A 17,002-nucleotide genomic window follows, 5' to 3' on the forward strand; every position below is an offset into this window, starting at 1 on the left:
TCAGATTGATGACGAACCCCACTTTTAAGGTGGGGTTCTGTTTTTTTTGCGGCCGCAGGCCGCGATCGCGATATTTTTTGTTAGATAAACTCTAGAGCGTTAGTGTTCTTAAATTGGCGTATATAAGTGAGGATTTGCGCTATTTCACCTCGATTTAGGCCGAGTTTACGCAGAGTGCTCACCACCAACGCTATCTTCTTGATGTTTTGAGCAGCCGCCGCCAACCAGCACTGCATCTGCACCTTGGCTAACCCTCGAAAGCGAGCGTATCGATGACCGTGATGTTGTTTTGCATCGGCGAAGCTTCTTTCTACCGTTTCACTTCTCCGCCTGTAGGTTTTCTTTCCATAAGCAGAGAGCCGCATCTGGTTGGCTCTATCCATGGCCTCCGTATAGATATGCCTCGTGATGACCTTCTTCATGTTTTTACTTTGAGTACAGTCATCACGCATTGGGCAGAACGCACATTCTTTAGGGTCTGAGTGATACTCTCGGTAAGCGCCGCGTGACGTCGTCTTGTAGATAAGGTCCTGTCCGTTGGGGCAACGATAGCTGTCTTTTTCTTTGTTATAGATAAAGTGTTTCTTCTTGAAGGCATTCTTTGTGCGTGATGGTCGGCGATAGCCGAACACGCCAAGTATCCCTCGGCGCTCAAGGGATTCAGCAACAGGGGCCGTGAAGTAACCGGCATCAAGACCAACGGCGATAGGATTGAGGTTAAACTGTTCAAGCGTGTGGTCGAGACGGCAGATATAAGGCTGGGAGTCATTGACATTCCCCGCGGTCGCATGGGTATCAACGATGATGCCATGCTGACCATCAACCGTGCGATGGTCGAGATAGAAGAACCCTTGCGGCTTATTGTCTCGGGTCATGAAGCCACTTTCTGGGTCAGTCGTACTGCTCTTCGTGTTATTAGCTTTCTGCTCAGAAGTTCGTTCTTTAAGTGGCTTCTTTCCCTCTTTTGCTCGGTCTAGTGCAACGTCTTCATCCAGCATATCTAAATATGCACTCGCTCGGACTGCCGTTTGTTTATTGGTGTGCTTGTTTTTGTTCGCGTTCGCTTTGAGGTGAGTGCTGTCAGTAAAGAGCTCTTGTCCAGCGACTAAGCCTTTAGCCATCGCTTGTTGAACGATGTTAATAAAGATACGTTCGAAGACATCCGTACCATTGAAGCGACGGATACGGTTTTGACTGAGTGTCGAGGCATGGATGACCTTTTCAGTGAGGGACATGCGGAGGAACCAACGATATGCGACATTCACTTCGATTTCTTTGACAAGCTGACGCTCGCTTTTTACGCCGAAGATGTACCCCAGTAGGATAATTTTGAATAGGCGGACAGGGTCTACAGGTGGTCGGCCATTGTCTTTGCAATAGAGGTGGGCGACTTCATCACGAATGAATTCAAAATCGATAGCAGAGTCAATTTTACGCACAAGGTGGTCTTTGGGAACAAGTTGTTCCATCGTCACCATTTCAAGTTCGTATTGTTGTGGAGAAGGTTCTTGAAGCATGTCGAGGTATCCAGATTTCGATACTCCTATTAGATCAAAGGACTAGCCAGATGGCTAGTCCTTTGTCAGCAGTCTGAAGCCCAATGTAATCATTGGGCTTTTTAGATTTTAAGTATCGTGTAACAAGCCTTTATAGACTCATTTCACCACGTAATACTTGCTGCATTTTCTCTTTCACTTCTTCGTAAGACAAGTTCTGGCTCAGAAGGTAATGCAGTTTTGCCAGTGCAGCTTCAGGAGTCATATCATATCCGCTGATTACGCCTGCATCTGCCAGAGCACATCCGGTTGCGTAACCGCCCATGTTTACCTTACCAGCCAGACATTGCGTTAAGTTCACAACGATAACACCGCGTTCAGACGCTTCTTTTAGATGGCTAAGCAATTCTGGGTTTTGCGGCGCGTTACCTACACCAAACGTCAATAGAATCATTGCATTTACTGGCTGAAGCAATGTATTGCGAATGACTTCATGAGAAATACCAGGGTACATCGTAATTACACCAATTGGCTGCGGTGTAATGTTATGCACTTTAAACTTGCCTTCTGGTTGAGCACCGACAGTCACATTACTGCTAATTTGAATGTTGATCCCTGCTTCCAACAAAGGAGGAAGATTTGGAGAAGTGAAGGCATTGAAGCCGTCAGCATGAGATTTCGTGCTGCGGTTACCGCGCATCAACTGGTTGTTGAAGAACAGAGTTACTTCGTTAATTGGGAAATTCGCTGCGATATGGAGCGCATTCAATAAGTTCGCCTGGCCATCAGAACGTAGCTCTGCCAGAGGGATTTGTGAACCCGTTACAATAACTGGCTTGCCAAGGTTTTCCAGCATGAAAGACAGCGCAGAAGCAGTGTAAGCCATTGTATCTGTACCGTGCAGAATCACGAAACCATCATATTTGTCATAGTTATCACGGATGTCATCAGCGATTTGCTGCCAGTCGGCTGGCGTCATGTCTGATGAGTCGATCAAAGGCTCGTATTCGTGGATGGTGTACTCTGGCATCTCTGGACGATGAAACTCTGGCATCGCTGCTAATTGTTTCTCCATAAAACCAGCGATAGGCACATAACCGTGATCAGACTTTTGCATACCGATAGTGCCACCGGTATAAGCGATATAGATGTGTTTTCTAGTCATCGTTCTATTTACTTTCATGTAGGGGAGATGTGCGCGAATTATAACGAATTGATGGGTAATAAAAAGGGGCATATCACTAAGATATCCCCCTTTTTGACTAGATAGTTCTGACTATTGAACTTGGCAATTCAAACAGAATGCGTATTGACCTCTTGGATCATTGAAACTTTGTAGCATGCTTGCGTCTTGTTTCAACTGCTTAGCTGCGGGTTGTAAGCTCTCCGGTAACATGCTTGTTACGTCAAAGCCAAGCGACACTTTCACGCTGTTCATGAATTCTTCAAGGAACAATTCAGCCGGAGAAAGCGGCTCCTCAACCCAGTAGATGCTGTAGTCAGTGATGTCAGCCAATTTCGCCGCAAGCTCTACTGCATCATCAAAGTCACCCATTTGGTCTACTAAACCGAATGATAATGCATCCTGACCTGTCCACACTCGACCCTGAGCCACTTTATCCACTTCTTCAAGTGACATTCCACGATTATCACCAACCAAAGAAATAAAGCGCTTGTAGCCATGCTCAATCGCTATTTGCATTGCTTGAGAAGCCCCTTCAGATAGCCCTGTAGAGATTCCATTACCCGAGAATGGTGACGTCCCAACGCCATCGGTGTGAATTCCCAGTTTACTGAAGCCTTTCTCAAAAGTTGTGATGACACTAAAGATGCCGATCGAACCCGTGAGAGTCGTTGGTTGGGCGACAATTTTATCTGCACTCATCGATATCCAGTAACCGCCGGAAGCTGCCAAACTCGACATTGATACAACAACGGGTTTACCTGCTTGCTTGAGAGCCGCGACTTCATTTCGAATCACTTCAGAAGCAAATGCGCTACCACCAGGACTGTTAACACGAAGAACAACAGCTTTAACGTTTTTATCGTTACGGGCTTGACGAAGCAGGCTGGCTACAGTGTCACCGCCAACGGTACCTCTTGGCTGCTTGCCATCCATAATGGTTCCGCTCGCCACAACAACGGCAATATCATCCTCTGCGGTATCGTATTCAGGATGCATCGTTGCCAGATAATCGTAGTAGCTGATCGCGTTGTAGCTGTCTTTACCGTCGCTTCCAAACTCTTTCGCAAAGAGAGTACGAATCTCTTGGCGGGTTGCCAGTTCATCGACTAAGCCTAGCTTAAGCGATAGTTTTGCAATATCACCATCGACAGAGCGCATTTCTGCCAATAGTTCTTCCATCGTTGGGTTCAACACTTTAGCGTCAATTTTACGGTTGGTTGCCACATCATCGACAAATGCACTCCAGAGTTGAGTGATCCAGCGTGTCGCCGATTCTTCCGCCGCTTCCGACATATCATCTCGAATAAATGGCTCTATTGCGGACTTGTAGGTACCTACGCGGAAAACGTGAGTAGACACTTCCAGTTTTTCTAATAGCGATTTGTAGTACATTGAGTACGCGCTGTAGCCTTTAATCAACACACCACCGTCTGGACCCAGATATACCTTGTCGGCGTAACTGGCGAGGTAATATTGACTTTGATTGTAGAAGTCACTGACGGCATAAATCGGTTTTCCCGACGCTTTAAATTCATTCAGTGCTTTTGCAATATAGCGCAGCTTGGTCAAATTCGTTTCTGGCATATCGCGCAGCGCTAAGACTAACCCCTTAACCTTCGGGTCATCTTTGGCATAGCGAATGGTTTCAACGATATCAAACAGGACGTTCTCTTTCGGCATCTCCTGACCGAGCAAAGAGCCGGTGAAGGAATCCATTGGATTAACATAACGTCGCTGTTCTACGATTGGGCCAGATAGATTCATCACCAACGCAGACTCTTTCTCTATGACTGGTCGACCTTCTCCAGTGTATGTGAACGCAAAGTAGAAAACGGCAATCATTAATAGAAAGATCAAGTTTGTCAGAGCAAGTCTGACAAAGGTGATACCTTTCCATATTCCTTTAAATATCAGACCAATAAATTTGAAGAGTTTTTTCATCATGTCTCCATCACGAGATAAGCAATTCGTAATTTTACAAATTATGGGTTCTTATCTCTAAGATCTCAAAAGATAACGTGTTTTTAGCTTATCACGCTCCTTCAACAATTGGCATATTTTAGCACTAGATTGATCGGCGTTACAAAAATGTAAACACCTGTTTGATTTTGTGGTTAACGGAATGTAATGTTATTTCACAAGATAATAACAATGGATGTTTAGTAATGTCTGCCATGTACCCAAACTTATTAAAACCACTCGATCTCGGCTTTACCCAAATACGTAACCGCGTTCTGATGGGCTCAATGCACACTGGTTTAGAGGAGCACAAGGAAGGGCTTCAAAAGCTGGCCGCATTTTATGAAGAACGCGCAAAAGGCGGCGTAGGTTTAATTGTAACGGGCGGTTTCTCTCCAAACCTCCGTGGTCGGCTACACCCTTTGAGCGCAGAGTTTAGTAAGCCTAAACATGCAGAACAGCATCGCGTGGTCACTGAAGCGGTTCATAAGCATGGCGGCAAAATCGCCCTGCAAATTCTTCACGCAGGCCGCTATGCAATGCACCCTCTGGCACAAAGTGCATCGGGCATTAAGGCTCCGATTTCAAAGTTTGCGCCAAGTGAAATGAGTGAACGTCAAATCAAGAGCACAATTGAAGACTTTGCCAAAAGTGCTGAGCTTGCGCAGGTAGCTGGATATGACGGTGTGGAGTTGATGGGCTCGGAAGGTTATTTGATTAACCAGTTCCTATGTAAGCGTACGAACATGCGCTACGACGAGTGGGGCGGTAGCTATAAAAAACGTATGCGTTTCCCTGTCGAGATCGTTAAAGCAGTTCGTAAAGCAGTAGGTGATAAATTCATTATTATCTTCCGTCTATCAATGCTGGACTTAGTAGAGCAAGGCAGCACGTTTGAAGATGTTATTGAACTGGCTAAAGCGCTTGAAGAGTCAGGCGTAACTATCATCAATACGGGTATTGGCTGGCACGAGGCCCGAGTTCCAACCATCGCGACTCAAGTACCGCGCGGTGCATTTACTTGGGTTACAGAGAAAGTGAAGCCGCATGTATCAGTGCCAATCATCACTTGTAACCGTATCAACACTCCAGATGAAGCAGAGCGAATTCTCTCGTCTGGCCAAGCTGACATGGTCTCTATGGCTCGCCCATTCCTGGCTGACCCTTACTTTGTGGCAAAAGCTGAGCAGGAAAAAGCGCAGTTCATCAACACCTGTATCGGCTGTAACCAAGCGTGTCTGGACAATGTGTTTAAAGGTAAGCGAGCAAGCTGTCTGGTTAACCCACTTGCTTGTTATGAAACCGAAATCGTCGTCTCGCCAGCGCTTAAGAAAAAGAACATTGCCGTAGTGGGGGCAGGTCCGGCTGGTCTCGCATGTGCGACGACACTGGCAGAGCGTGGCCATAAAGTCGATTTGTTCGAGAAGAATGACCGCATTGGTGGACAATTCCGCCTGGCGATGCAAATTCCGGGTAAAGAGGAATTCCGTGAAACGATTCGTTACTTTGCTAACCGTCTCGATGAGACAGGTGTGAATCTGCATCTTTCAACCGAAGCAAATTTTGATTTGCTGACCGAATACGATGAAGTCGTGATGGCTTCGGGCGTAGAACCACGCAAAGTTGTCATTGAAGGTATCGACAATCCAGAAAAAGTGGTCGACTACCAAACTTTGATTCGCGATAAAACGCCAGTTGGTGAAAAAGTCGCTATTGTTGGTGCTGGTGGTATCGGCGTTGATGTCGCAACCATGATCACTGAACCAGTAGGCCATACGCTGGATGACTGGCTACATGAATGGGGCATTGATAAAGAGATGTCTCAGCCGGGTGGTTTGTACCCTTTCCCTGACTCTGTCAGTGACAAAGAAGTCTGGGTCCTTCAGCGTCGTCAAGGCCAAGTCGGCAAAGGCCCGGGTAAAACGACTGGTTGGATCCACAAACGTACGTTAGAAAAACGTGGCGTTCATCTGCTTGGCGGTGTGTCTTACGAGAAAATCGATGAGCGCGGATTACACATTAAAGTTGATGGCAAATCTCAGTTGCTGGATGCTGATAAAGTAGTGATTTGTGCAGGTCAGGAATCGGTTCGTCCCTTTGAAGACAAATGGCCTCAATTGGGCGGTAAGTTACACATCATCGGTGGTGCTGATTACGCTGGTGAGCTGGATGCCGTTCGAGCGATCCGTCAGGGTGTGAAACTTGCGGTGAAGCTATAAACGCTTTTCACCCATAAACGTTCTGAAAAAGCTGCGCACACTGCGCGGCTTTTTTTATCTCCATTCAGAATGGAATATTGTACTTTGTGAAATGGGTATAATCCCTAAAAAACAGATTGTTATTCCAAAGAGTGGATTGTGCTAAAGTGACCAACAGACAACATTCAAGTTAGATTCAATAAGGACCTGTTCATGGAAGCTCTCGATCTTTTGCTTAACCGTCGTTCTGTCGGCAAGTTATCCGCGCCAGCACCGGAAGGTAAAGCGCTGGAAAATATCATTCGTGCAGGCCTTCGTGCTCCTGATCATGCAGGTTTAACGCCGTGGCGTTTTGTCATTGCCCAAGGTAAAGGCTTAAAGAAACTGTCGGATATTTTGGTGAGTGCAGCGATGGCGGAAAACAGTGATGATGCGGTGATTGAAAAATTGAAAAATGCGCCATACCGTGCACCGATGGTAATTACAGTTATCGCAAAAGTAACCAAGCATGAAAAAGTACCTGCACTGGAACAATACCTTTCGGCGGGCTGTGCGGTTCAAGCGATGCAAATGGCTGCAGTCGCGCAAGGCTTCCAAGGTTTCTGGCGTTCAGGAGAGTGGATGTTCCACCCAGAAGTGCATAAGGCGTTTGGTCTGGAAGGTGAAGATGAAATCGTCGGTTTCCTTTACTTAGGCACGCCAGCCGGTACACCGATGAAAGTGCCAGAGCGTGATCTGTCTAAGTTTGTTGAGTTTCAATAAACTTTGAGCAAAGCTTTGTTACTGTTCATCTGTACAGTTTTTTCTTGATTTATTAGGGCTACATTCGATAATGTGGCCCTAATTATTATTACTTCCAAAACCTTATGTCTCGTCTGTTTATTGCTGAAAAACCAAGTTTAGGCCGCGCGATCGCTGCCGCACTCCCTAATCCTCAAAAGAAAGACCAAGGCTTTATTCGCTGTGGCAATGGAGATGTGGTGACTTGGTGTATCGGTCACTTATTAGAGCAAGTTGAGCCAGATGCTTACGACGAGCGTTATAAAAAGTGGAACATGGCGGATTTGCCTATCGTCCCTCAGCAGTGGCAGTTAAGGCCAAGAAAGAGTGCCAGTAAGCAACTGACAGTGATTCGTAAATTACTGAAAGAAGCGACGGAAGTTATCCATGCCGGAGACCCGGATCGTGAAGGCCAGCTTTTGGTTGATGAAGTGCTTGATTACTGCAAACTATCTAAAGCCAAGAAAGAAGCGACACAACGTTTACTGATTTCAGACTTGAACTTACCTGCAGTAAAGCGTGCATTAAGTTCGATGCGTAGTAACCGTGATTTTATCCCTTTGTCCGTTTCTGCACTGGCTCGCTCCAGGGCGGATTGGCTCTATGGCATGAATATGTCACGTGCTTACACATTGCTGGGCCAAAAAGCGGGTTATCAAGGCGTGCTTTCGGTCGGACGAGTACAAACCCCGGTTTTAGGATTGGTCGTTCGCCGTGATGAAGAAATCGAAAACTTTGTGCCGAAAGACTATTTCACTCTACACGCGTTAATCCCATATCAAGACCAAAATGGCGCATTTGATATTCGCGCTCGCTGGAAGCCAAGTGATGCCTGTAAACCGTGGCAGGATGAAGAAGGGCGAGTACTCAACAGAAAGCTGGTGGAGAATGTTGCAAGCCGTATCCAGAACCAGCCAGCTACCGTGAAAGAGTCGGAGCAAAAGCAAACTAAGCAGGCTGCTCCGTTACCTTATTCTTTATCTGCGCTTCAGATTGACGCGGCAAAACGTTATGGCATGAGTGCCCAGCAAGTATTGGATACCTGTCAGGCGCTTTATGAGAAACATAAGCTGATTACTTACCCGCGTTCGGATTGTCGTTATTTGCCGCTGGAACATTATGCACAAGCGGGGTCAGTGACTGCTGCTATTGCTAACAACGCCAAAGAGCTACAAAGTGCCGTTCAGGGGGCCGACTTGTCTATTAAATCGAAAGCCTGGAACGACAAAAAAGTGGATGCCCACCACGCTATCATTCCAACGCCTAAGCAAGCGAACGTGAATGCGTTATCTGGCAATGAGATGAAAGTTTATCAGCTGATTGCACGACAATATTTAATTCAGTTTTATCCAGCAGCAGTCTACGCAGAAGCTAAGCTGGTGTTTGACATCGCAGGTGGCACATTTATCGCCAAAGGTCGCCAGCTTGTTTTTCCTGGCTGGAAAGCTTTGATGGGGAAAACAGACAACGAGGACGAAGGAATTGATGCTGTGCCACCTTTAGCGGAAGGTACCGTACTAACGTGTCGGGAAGGCGAAATTAAAGACCGCAAGACAGAACCTCCAAAACACTTTACCGAAGCGACTCTGTTACAGGCTATGACGGGAATTGCGCGTTATGTTTCGGATAAAGAGTTGAAGAAGATACTTCGGGATACGGATGGTCTTGGAACGGAAGCGACGCGAGCCGGGATTCTCGATACACTTTTCAAGCGCCAACTTTTGACTCGACAAGGCAAATCGATTTTAAGCTCACCAGCGGGCCGAGGTTTGATTCATGCACTTCCGCAAGAGGCAACTTATCCGGATATGACTGCGCATTGGGAGCACCAGTTGCAAGGTATGGCAGAGAAAAATCAGGCTTATCAGCCTTTTATGCAAGCATTGGAGCTTCGAATCGATGGTTTGATGGGACAGGTTAAGTCGGGGACAATTCCAGAATCATTACGTCAATTACCGAAAGTAGAACGACCAGCGTTTAAGCGTAAGAAGCGCAGTTATTCGAAAGGCAATACCTCCAATTCGGGCTCGCCAAAACGTAAATCATCTTAAAATTGACACTGCCCGATTTTTGCTCATCGGTGTCATTCCAGCGAGCCATAGCGAGACTAGGAATCTATTATCAGCGCGTTGAGAAGTTCTTGTAATAGCCTTAGCAATGCAGTGCTCGGAGAGTAGATCCTGAATCACGCTCCTTCGTCGCTGTTCAGGATGACGGGAGGCGTTAAGCGAGCGGCATTGCAATGATGAACAGTGCCGCTTTAGTCTTTAACTTTACTATTCAAACAAGCCGCCATTCTTCTCAATTGCGCCTTTGACATCATCTTGAGTCAGAACACGCTTACCGAGGTCTTGTTTAACTTGCTTACCCAAACCAACAAGCGCGTCTCTGTTTGCTTGGGTTTGACGTTTACCTGCACTTCTTAGGCAAGAATTGAGTTCATGATCTTCACTGAAATTCACCAGATCTTTATCTGCAGCCATTATAAATCTCCGTAGTGGTTTTAAAAACTACACTAAGTCTGGGTTGCATATGACAAAATTCAAGTTTTATAGACAAAATAATGCATATCTTGTGTAACTTGCTGCACCTATCATAGTCGAGATATCGTGTATTGACGTTATCTACCAAGGTATTTCAGTGCCATCAAAATTAATAAAATGCCCGGAACTATCTTGTGTGCTTTCATCAATAACTTTAGTGAGTCCCGCGGCCGAGAATTCAGCGTCAATTAATGCATTTGGCCCGCCCATCGCTGTGCGAACCCAGCCTGGATGAAGGGCCAGAACCGTGAACCCTTGCTCGGTTAAGTCGTTGCTTAAGCTTTTGACGACCGAGTTAAGTGCGGCTTTAGATGAACGATAAATATAACCGCCCCCAGACGTATTCTCGGTCATACTGCCGACCTTAGATGAAATGCAGGCGATTTTCTTCAGTTGGCCTTGTTGTAGTAATGGGTAGAAGGCTTCTACCAGTTTTAGCGGTGCTATCGTGTTGACCTCAAATACTTTACGCCACTCTTCAACGTCGGTATTTCCAAATTCCCAACCTTTAGGACCGAAGTAACCGGCGTTATTAATTAATAGGTCGATTGGGGGCAGAATCCGGGCCAGTTTGGCGACTCGTTGGTAGTCGGTGACATCAAGCTCATGAAGCGTTAAAGAGAAGTGCTGGTCACTTAAACTGACTAATTCGTCGCTGTTCGCTAAATTACGAGTAGTCGCGTGTACTTGCCAGCCACTGTCGATGTATAGCTTAGTTAAACTCAAGCCGATACCGCGATTTGCGCCAGTAATAAAAACGGTAAAACTCATTTGAACCCCTATTGTCATGTTGGTTAACGAGTATTGTGTTCGTTCTTAAAACCTTAGCAGTGAAATTGCATTTTAATCAATTGTTGAACTTGGTACTATTTTGCCACCATTGATGAAAAGAACCTCCGATGCTGCCACTTATCTATCACCCAATATACTCACAACTCGATTTGCCAGAAGGGCATCGCTATCCAATCATGAAGTACCAATACCTTTATGATGCGGTGCAGGCAAAGGTTGCAAGTGAAAACTGGCAAGAGCGAGTTCAGTTTTTTGAGCCAAAGGCGCTTTCCGTTGCCGATATCAAGCAAGTTCACGAAGAAGAGTACGTCGATTTACTTGTTAGTGGCACTTTGCCTGCAGCTAAAATGCGTCGCATCGGGTTTCCATGGAGCGAAGCGCTCATAATCAGAACGCTAACTTCTGCGGCAGGTACGGTTCTGACCGCCGAAAAAGCACTAGAACATGGCGTGGCTTTGCATTTGAGTGGTGGTTATCATCATGCTCACCGGGACTTCGGCAGTGGTTTCTGCCTGTTTAACGATCTTGTGATTGCGGCAAAGCACATGTTGGGTCACGACAATGTCGATAAAATCTTGATCATTGATAGTGATGTACACCACGGTGATGGTACAGCAACGCTCTGTCAGGATGAGCCGGACATTGTGACGCTCTCTTTCCACTGTGATAAGAACTTCCCGGCAAGAAAACCGGAGTCTGATCTGGATGTCCCTCTGGTAAGGGGAACCGATGATGAAACCTTTTTAATAACATTTAAAGAGGTGGTGGAAATGGCGCTGAATCTGCATCGACCTGATATGGTGATTTATGATGCGGGTGTTGATATACACGCTGACGACGAGCTCGGTTACTTTGATGTTTCCACCCAAGGCATATTAGAGCGAGATCGTTTCTTAATGACGCTGATGAAAGATCGGGGCATTCCGGTCGCGGCGGTTGTCGGAGGCGGCTACCGAACCAATCACGAAGATCTTGTCCCGATTCATATGAATTTGATTCAGGCGAGTTTGGAAGTTTTTGGCTAAAAAGCACCGCAAAAGAAAAACTTAATGCCAATGGCTTAACTATTTTTATCTGCGTCATTCCAGCGAGCCCTAGCGAGACTAGGAATCTAATAGCAGCACACTGAGCAGTTATGGAATAACTTTGGACATAAAGCACTCGGAAACGAGATCCTGAATCACGCTCCTTCGTCGCTGTTCAGGATGACGGGAGACTTAAAAATGCCGTTCGCTGTTAAACGAACGGCATTCAGCTTTAAAGCTCGGTTCTTGTTTCGCAAATACAGTTACAACACTTTTGCCAGAAACTGTTGCAGACGAGGATGAGTTGGGTCATCAAACACAGCTTGAGGGCTGTCATCCACCAACAATTTACCATCTTCCATAAACAACACGCGGTCGGCAACTTCACGGGCAAAGCCCATTTCGTGAGTCACGATAACCATGGTCATCCCTTCTTTTGCCAGTGACTTAATAACATCCAGTACTTCACCGACCATTTCAGGGTCAAGTGCCGAAGTCGGCTCATCAAAAAGCATGAGATCTGGCTTCATTGCTAGTGCTCGAGCTATCGCAACACGTTGCTGCTGACCACCGGATAAATGCGTTGGGTAGTTGTTCATGCGTTCTTCTAAACCAACACGTTTGATCAACACCTTCGCTTCGCCTTCCACTTCATGCTTAGGGCGCTTAGCCACTTTTAATGGCGCAATCATGACGTTTTCCAACGCGGTCATGTGCGGAAATAGGTTGAAGCTTTGGAATACCATCCCTACGTTTTGACGTAATACGTTGATGTCAGTGGTTTTCGCATACATATCGAAACCATCAACAATGATAGTTCCAGTGCTTATCTCTTCTAGCTGGTTTAATGTACGTAAAAACGTTGATTTACCCGAACCTGAAGGTCCAATAATAACCACCACTTCACCACGTTTTACTGTAGTTGAAACCGATTTTAAAGCGTGGCAACCGTTAGGGTAAAACTTGTCTACGTTGTTGGCGTAAACCATATCTTCGCCGTTATATTCACTAGTCACTGGCTGATAACCTCTTCTCTAAACGTTGAATTGCCCAAGACAGAGTCCCGGTTACTAGTAGGTAAAGTGCCGCAACAGTGAACCACACTTCGAAAGGTGCAAAGCTGCCACTCACGACTTCACGACCCGCTTTGGTTAAGTCAGTAATAGAGATAACTGATACAAGCGAAGAGTCTTTAATGAGGTTAATAAACTGGCTCGCCAAAGGAGGCAAAGTACGTTTTAGTGCTTGCGGCAGAATGATGTAGCGCATTGCTTTTGGATAAGTCATACCCAATGAACGCGCCGCCTCCATTTGCCCTGTTGGAATAGACTGAATACCTGCGCGTACAATTTCGGCAACGTAAGCCCCCGTGAATACAGATAACGCGACTACACCGGCAGTAAAGCGATCAAAATCAAGTACGGTTCCGATAAAGAAATAAACGATAAATATTTGAACGAGCAGCGGCGTACCACGTATCAATTCAACATAGGTAAGAGACAAATCTCTTGCTGCCTGGTTCTTCGAGACCCTCATCAGGCCAAATATAAGACCGAGTAAAATTGCAAAAATGAGAGAGATAAAGGAGATTTCAATCGTTACCCATAGACCATGAGCAATCGGCCCGAATTTCCATTCGTTCAGTTGTGCGACGGCATCGCCTTGGAAAACTAAATCACCGTTTCCAACCAGAAGTGTTGTGTAATTACCGATGATTTGCGGTTGGCTAGAGTCATCGAATTCAATCGTTAACTGACCAGCTTTAACCACTGCTGTACCATCACCGTTTGCACGAAGCTGTTGCATCTCGGTGTTAACTACGTATGGCCAGAGACGATCCCAATGCCAGTTATAGTTAATACTCTTCCCAGAGAAATAGACCGCGCCAATCAGCATGGCCATAATTAGGACATAAATTCCGTGTCCTATCCATTTTGAGGATTTTGACTGCATCACTCAGATTCTCTTTTTTCTTTTTAATGAACCGGGCAACTTATGCTGCCCAGTTGACTATAGTTTTAAGTTTTAGTTCGCAAGCTTAAATAGACTCAAGCTGATACACGAATTATTGAACTTCTTTCAACCACTCGTCAGAGTTGAACCACTTGTCGTACATACGATCGTAAGTACCATCGCCTTTGATTTGACGTAAGTAGTTATTCAAGAAGTTTAAGAAGTTAGTGGAGTCCTGGCGAACTGCCCAGCCTAGAGGCTCGTAAGTGAACGGTTCAGCTACGTGCGCAACTTTGCCTTTGTTTTGAGCCGCGTAGATTGCGTTGTACGGAAGGTCGTAAACGAAAGCGTCTGCTTTACCGTTAACAACTTGTAGAACGGCATCCACTTCGGTGTCGTAAAGGTCAATTTTTGCGTTGAATAGGTGTTTCTTCGCAGCTTCAACACCCGTAGTGCCCAACTTAGTTGAAATTGTGTATTTAGGGTCATTCAAGTCAGCACTGCTCTTAATCTTACCTTCAAGCGCAGGAGAGATGATCATCGACTGACCGATAACGATGTAAGGGTCAGCAAAGTTAACTTTCAAGTTACGCTCAGGAGTGATAGTCATACCACCCATGATGATGTCACACTTGTTAGTTTGTAGAGCAGGGATAATACCGTCCCAAGCTGTGTTCACTGGAGTGTATTTAACCCCCATAGAACGCGCCATGTGCTTACCTAAATCGATATCAAAACCAATGAAACGGCCATCTTTGGTTTTCATTTCGAAAGGCATATAGCCAGCATCAAAACATACTCTTAGTTCACCTGAAGTAAGAACACCTTCTAGGTCAGACTCTGCCATTGCTTGATTAGCACCAAGCAGAGAGCAAGCAAATACAAGTCCAGCTGCTGAAGATTTAATAAATTTTTTCATAATATCCCTTATAAAAAATCTTGTTATTTTTCTGTTCGTCCAATGACAAATACGATGTTGTATTGAGTATCAAGTAAACGAAAACTGACATCAAAAACCACAAGATAATGCAACACAATCTAGTAACATTTCAACAACATTCCGAATTTAAAACCAATAATGTGCTATACAAATTCAATTTTCACCTAAGAAGGTGACTCAAATCCCGAATCAAATCGACCGGAGATTCAAGACCGATTGAAAGCCTCACGACTCCTTTGCCCGCATCGCGGCAAAAGTTCGCTTTTTGTTCTGGGCTAAATCGATAAGTAGACTTGTCCAAATCATCAGTTTTTAACACCACCGCTAAACTTCGCTGATGTCCAATCGAATAAGCGTAATAAAACATCTTCGATTCATGCGCAAATCGTTGCTCAATCAGTTCGATGTCCTCTACTTGGAATGCAATAATGCCGCCAAAAAATGCCATTTGCTGTTTAGCCAGCGAAAATTGTTGGTGTGACTCAAGACCGGGATATAAAACTCTTTGTACTTTTGGATTACTTTCTAACCAGTCAGCAATGGCAAGAGCCGACTCACACAGCGTCTTCATTCGTGGATAAATAGTCTCCATTCCACGCATAATTAACCATGCACTCTGTGGGCTTAAAGCGGCACCGAAATAGACTCCAGCAACGCTTCTAAGCTTGCTAATTAAGGCTTTCGAGCCCAGCACGCATCCACCGAGTACATCTCCATGACCATTAATAAATTTGGTTAAAGAGTGAACGACCAAATCTGCTCCAAGATCAAGTGGTCGTGTAATAACCGGTGTTGAAAACGTTGAATCTGCACTCAGTAATATCCCGTCGTTTTTAAGCAGTAAAGACAGCTTTTTAATATCAGAGAGTCGTAAGAGAGGGTTGCATGGTGTCTCTATGTGCACCAATTTGGTGTTTTTTCGTAAGGCCTTTTGCACGCTTTTGATGCAAGAGGTATCGGCCGTTGAAACCTCAATTCCATATTGGGGCAAAACTTGGGTGGAGAACTCGTAAACGGCAGCGTAGCAAACATCGCTGATAACAAGATGATCCCCCGATTTCAGCAATGACATAAACACTGCCGTGATAGCAGCCATGCCGCTTGCTGTTGCGAGTCCATCTTCTGCATGTTCTAAAATGGCTAAACGTTCTTCGAGTAAACGAACCGTTGGGTTTGTCCAACCTGCGTACAGAAATGGTGAGTCGGCGAGGTCTCCCATACCTTGTGCGGAAAAAGCACCTTCATTGGGCAGAAAGCTGTGATTTACCGACATCACTATATTAGGTGCGATGGCTTTTGTTTGAGGGTCAGGTCTAATAGCGGCATGAACAGCCAAAGTTTCAGGAGCCAAGGTTTGAGGATCCATCGTTTGTGGAGACAGTCCAAATTTGAAATCATCGTTGTGCATTATTGTTTAATCCAGTCGTTGTCATTAGCCATAAACAAGTTTTGGCTGAAATCCGTTTTTAGTTCTAAACCGTACGAATGGGTTAATTGTGGATTTCAATTGGTTAGTAAAATCCGCTATTCTTGGCTCGACACGGAAGATTCCCCGCATTTAAAACACAATAATGCGGAATAACAGTAAGAGGAAAACCATGGGTGACGTTTCCACTCTGGATAGTTTCGATAAAAAGATTCTGGAACTAATGCAAAGCAACTGTCGTTTGGCAAGTGAGGTCATTGCCGAGCAAGTCGGGCTGTCTGCTTCTGCAGTACAGAGAAGATTAAAGCGATTAAGGGAAGAAGGCGCAATTCAAGCCGAGATAGCGGTGATTAAATCCGAACTTTCTACCCATCCAATGACGTTTATTGCGGGCATTGAAATCGACAGAGATAACTACACCGTACTCAATAAATTCAAACGCTGGGCAGATTCTCAGCCTTCCATACAGCAAGTGTTTTATGTCACAGGTAATGTCGATTTGATGGTAGTGATTACTGCGGAGAGTGCAAAAAGCTACGACGGGTTTATTGAACAGACTATGGCGCAGTTCCCACAGATTCGCCGCGTTATGACCAACGTGGTACTAGACACACCAAAACAAAGTCTTTATCTGCCTCTTGAGTAGCCTACCTGTAGAGCAGGGCCCATAAAACCCCGAGAGAATGTCTCTTATCAGGGTTCTA

At 45.4% G+C, this 17,002-nt stretch carries 14 protein-coding genes; 5 read left to right on the forward strand and 9 right to left on the reverse strand.

The features are described 5' to 3' along the window. Nucleotides 1-80 precede the first annotated feature (80 nt). From WJM94_RS23885 to sppA, 3 genes are all read right to left on the reverse strand, one after another. Complete coding sequence (locus tag WJM94_RS23885) at nucleotides 81-1,517, reverse strand: IS1182 family transposase (RefSeq protein ID WP_444493534.1); 1,437 nt, start codon at nucleotides 1,515-1,517, stop codon at nucleotides 81-83. Between the two features lie 130 nt (nucleotides 1,518-1,647). Further along, nucleotides 1,648-2,661, reverse strand: a complete 1,014-nt coding sequence (gene ansA, locus WJM94_RS23890) for an asparaginase (protein WP_444496644.1) — start codon at nucleotides 2,659-2,661, stop codon at nucleotides 1,648-1,650. A 111-nt stretch (nucleotides 2,662-2,772) separates the two neighbouring features. Continuing rightward, nucleotides 2,773-4,623, reverse strand: a complete 1,851-nt coding sequence (gene sppA, locus WJM94_RS23895) for a signal peptide peptidase SppA (RefSeq protein WP_444496645.1) — start codon at nucleotides 4,621-4,623, stop codon at nucleotides 2,773-2,775. 224 nt (nucleotides 4,624-4,847) lie between these two features. On the opposite strand from sppA, the gene WJM94_RS23900 reads away from it, so the two are divergent. The 3 genes from WJM94_RS23900 (at nucleotide 4,848) to WJM94_RS23910 (ending at nucleotide 9,670) form a co-directional block, all read left to right on the forward strand. After that, the gene (locus tag WJM94_RS23900; protein WP_444496646.1) at nucleotides 4,848-6,860 is read left to right on the forward strand and encodes an FAD-dependent oxidoreductase; all 2,013 of its coding nucleotides are present in this window, start codon (nucleotides 4,848-4,850) and stop codon (nucleotides 6,858-6,860) included. A gap of 192 nt (nucleotides 6,861-7,052) precedes the next feature. Next, nucleotides 7,053-7,601 carry an NAD(P)H nitroreductase gene (locus WJM94_RS23905; protein ID WP_444496647.1) on the forward strand — a complete coding sequence of 183 codons (549 nt, stop codon included), beginning with the start codon at nucleotides 7,053-7,055 and terminating at the stop codon, nucleotides 7,599-7,601. Nucleotides 7,602-7,705: 104 nt separating this feature from the next. Continuing rightward, on the forward strand, nucleotides 7,706-9,670 hold the full coding sequence (locus tag WJM94_RS23910; protein WP_444496648.1) for a DNA topoisomerase III: 1,965 nt from the start codon (nucleotides 7,706-7,708) through the stop codon (nucleotides 9,668-9,670). A 225-nt stretch (nucleotides 9,671-9,895) separates the two neighbouring features. Here WJM94_RS23910 and WJM94_RS23915 read toward each other — a convergent pair whose 3' ends face one another. Beyond that, nucleotides 9,896-10,102 (reverse strand): hypothetical protein, encoded by a 207-nt coding sequence (locus tag WJM94_RS23915; protein ID WP_444496649.1) that lies wholly within the window; start codon nucleotides 10,100-10,102, stop codon nucleotides 9,896-9,898. A gap of 141 nt (nucleotides 10,103-10,243) precedes the next feature. After that, nucleotides 10,244-10,933 carry an SDR family oxidoreductase gene (locus WJM94_RS23920; protein WP_444496650.1) on the reverse strand — a complete coding sequence of 230 codons (690 nt, stop codon included), beginning with the start codon at nucleotides 10,931-10,933 and terminating at the stop codon, nucleotides 10,244-10,246. A 128-nt stretch (nucleotides 10,934-11,061) separates the two neighbouring features. On the opposite strand from WJM94_RS23920, the gene WJM94_RS23925 reads away from it, so the two are divergent. Then, nucleotides 11,062-11,979, forward strand: a complete 918-nt coding sequence (locus WJM94_RS23925) for a histone deacetylase family protein (protein ID WP_444496651.1) — start codon at nucleotides 11,062-11,064, stop codon at nucleotides 11,977-11,979. A 263-nt stretch (nucleotides 11,980-12,242) separates the two neighbouring features. Here WJM94_RS23925 and WJM94_RS23930 read toward each other — a convergent pair whose 3' ends face one another. The 4 genes from WJM94_RS23930 to WJM94_RS23945 all read right to left on the reverse strand — a co-directional run bounded on the left by WJM94_RS23930 (nucleotide 12,243) and on the right by WJM94_RS23945 (nucleotide 16,280). Next, nucleotides 12,243-12,968 (reverse strand): amino acid ABC transporter ATP-binding protein, encoded by a 726-nt coding sequence (locus WJM94_RS23930; protein WP_444496667.1) that lies wholly within the window; start codon nucleotides 12,966-12,968, stop codon nucleotides 12,243-12,245. 19 nt (nucleotides 12,969-12,987) lie between these two features. Beyond that, a complete protein-coding gene (locus tag WJM94_RS23935; protein ID WP_444496668.1) occupies nucleotides 12,988-13,932 on the reverse strand; it encodes an amino acid ABC transporter permease in 945 nt (314 codons plus the stop codon). 112 nt (nucleotides 13,933-14,044) lie between these two features. Then, entirely contained in the window at nucleotides 14,045-14,851 is an 807-nt protein-coding gene (locus tag WJM94_RS23940) for a transporter substrate-binding domain-containing protein (RefSeq protein ID WP_444496652.1), read from the reverse strand. A gap of 181 nt (nucleotides 14,852-15,032) precedes the next feature. Next, a complete protein-coding gene (locus WJM94_RS23945; protein WP_444496653.1) occupies nucleotides 15,033-16,280 on the reverse strand; it encodes a trans-sulfuration enzyme family protein in 1,248 nt (415 codons plus the stop codon). Nucleotides 16,281-16,470: 190 nt separating this feature from the next. Between WJM94_RS23945 and WJM94_RS23950 the strand changes: the two genes are divergently transcribed. Continuing rightward, nucleotides 16,471-16,944, forward strand: a complete 474-nt coding sequence (locus WJM94_RS23950; protein ID WP_444496654.1) for an Lrp/AsnC family transcriptional regulator — start codon at nucleotides 16,471-16,473, stop codon at nucleotides 16,942-16,944. Nucleotides 16,945-17,002: the final 58 nt, after the last annotated feature.

This window comes from Vibrio sp. YIC-376 (genome assembly GCF_052353105.1).
Taxonomy (GTDB): Bacteria; Pseudomonadota; Gammaproteobacteria; order Enterobacterales; family Vibrionaceae; genus Vibrio.

Bases quoted from the DNA above. Each gene is read 5' to 3' on its own strand.
- WJM94_RS23885 (WP_444493534.1), bottom strand. From the start codon at position 1,517: ATGCTTCAAGAACCTTCTCCACAACAATACGAACTTGAAATGGTGACG.
- ansA (WP_444496644.1), bottom strand. From the start codon at position 2,661: ATGACTAGAAAACACATCTATATCGCTTATACCGGTGGCACTATCGGT.
- sppA (WP_444496645.1), bottom strand. From the start codon at position 4,623: ATGAAAAAACTCTTCAAATTTATTGGTCTGATATTTAAAGGAATATGG.
- WJM94_RS23900 (WP_444496646.1), top strand. From the start codon at position 4,848: ATGTCTGCCATGTACCCAAACTTATTAAAACCACTCGATCTCGGCTTT.
- WJM94_RS23905 (WP_444496647.1), top strand. From the start codon at position 7,053: ATGGAAGCTCTCGATCTTTTGCTTAACCGTCGTTCTGTCGGCAAGTTA.
- WJM94_RS23910 (WP_444496648.1), top strand. From the start codon at position 7,706: ATGTCTCGTCTGTTTATTGCTGAAAAACCAAGTTTAGGCCGCGCGATC.
- WJM94_RS23915 (WP_444496649.1), bottom strand. From the start codon at position 10,102: ATGGCTGCAGATAAAGATCTGGTGAATTTCAGTGAAGATCATGAACTC.
- WJM94_RS23920 (WP_444496650.1), bottom strand. From the start codon at position 10,933: ATGAGTTTTACCGTTTTTATTACTGGCGCAAATCGCGGTATCGGCTTG.
- WJM94_RS23925 (WP_444496651.1), top strand. From the start codon at position 11,062: ATGCTGCCACTTATCTATCACCCAATATACTCACAACTCGATTTGCCA.
- WJM94_RS23930 (WP_444496667.1), bottom strand. From the start codon at position 12,968: ATGGTTTACGCCAACAACGTAGACAAGTTTTACCCTAACGGTTGCCAC.
- WJM94_RS23935 (WP_444496668.1), bottom strand. From the start codon at position 13,932: ATGCAGTCAAAATCCTCAAAATGGATAGGACACGGAATTTATGTCCTA.
- WJM94_RS23940 (WP_444496652.1), bottom strand. From the start codon at position 14,851: ATGAAAAAATTTATTAAATCTTCAGCAGCTGGACTTGTATTTGCTTGC.
- WJM94_RS23945 (WP_444496653.1), bottom strand. From the start codon at position 16,280: ATGCACAACGATGATTTCAAATTTGGACTGTCTCCACAAACGATGGAT.
- WJM94_RS23950 (WP_444496654.1), top strand. From the start codon at position 16,471: ATGGGTGACGTTTCCACTCTGGATAGTTTCGATAAAAAGATTCTGGAA.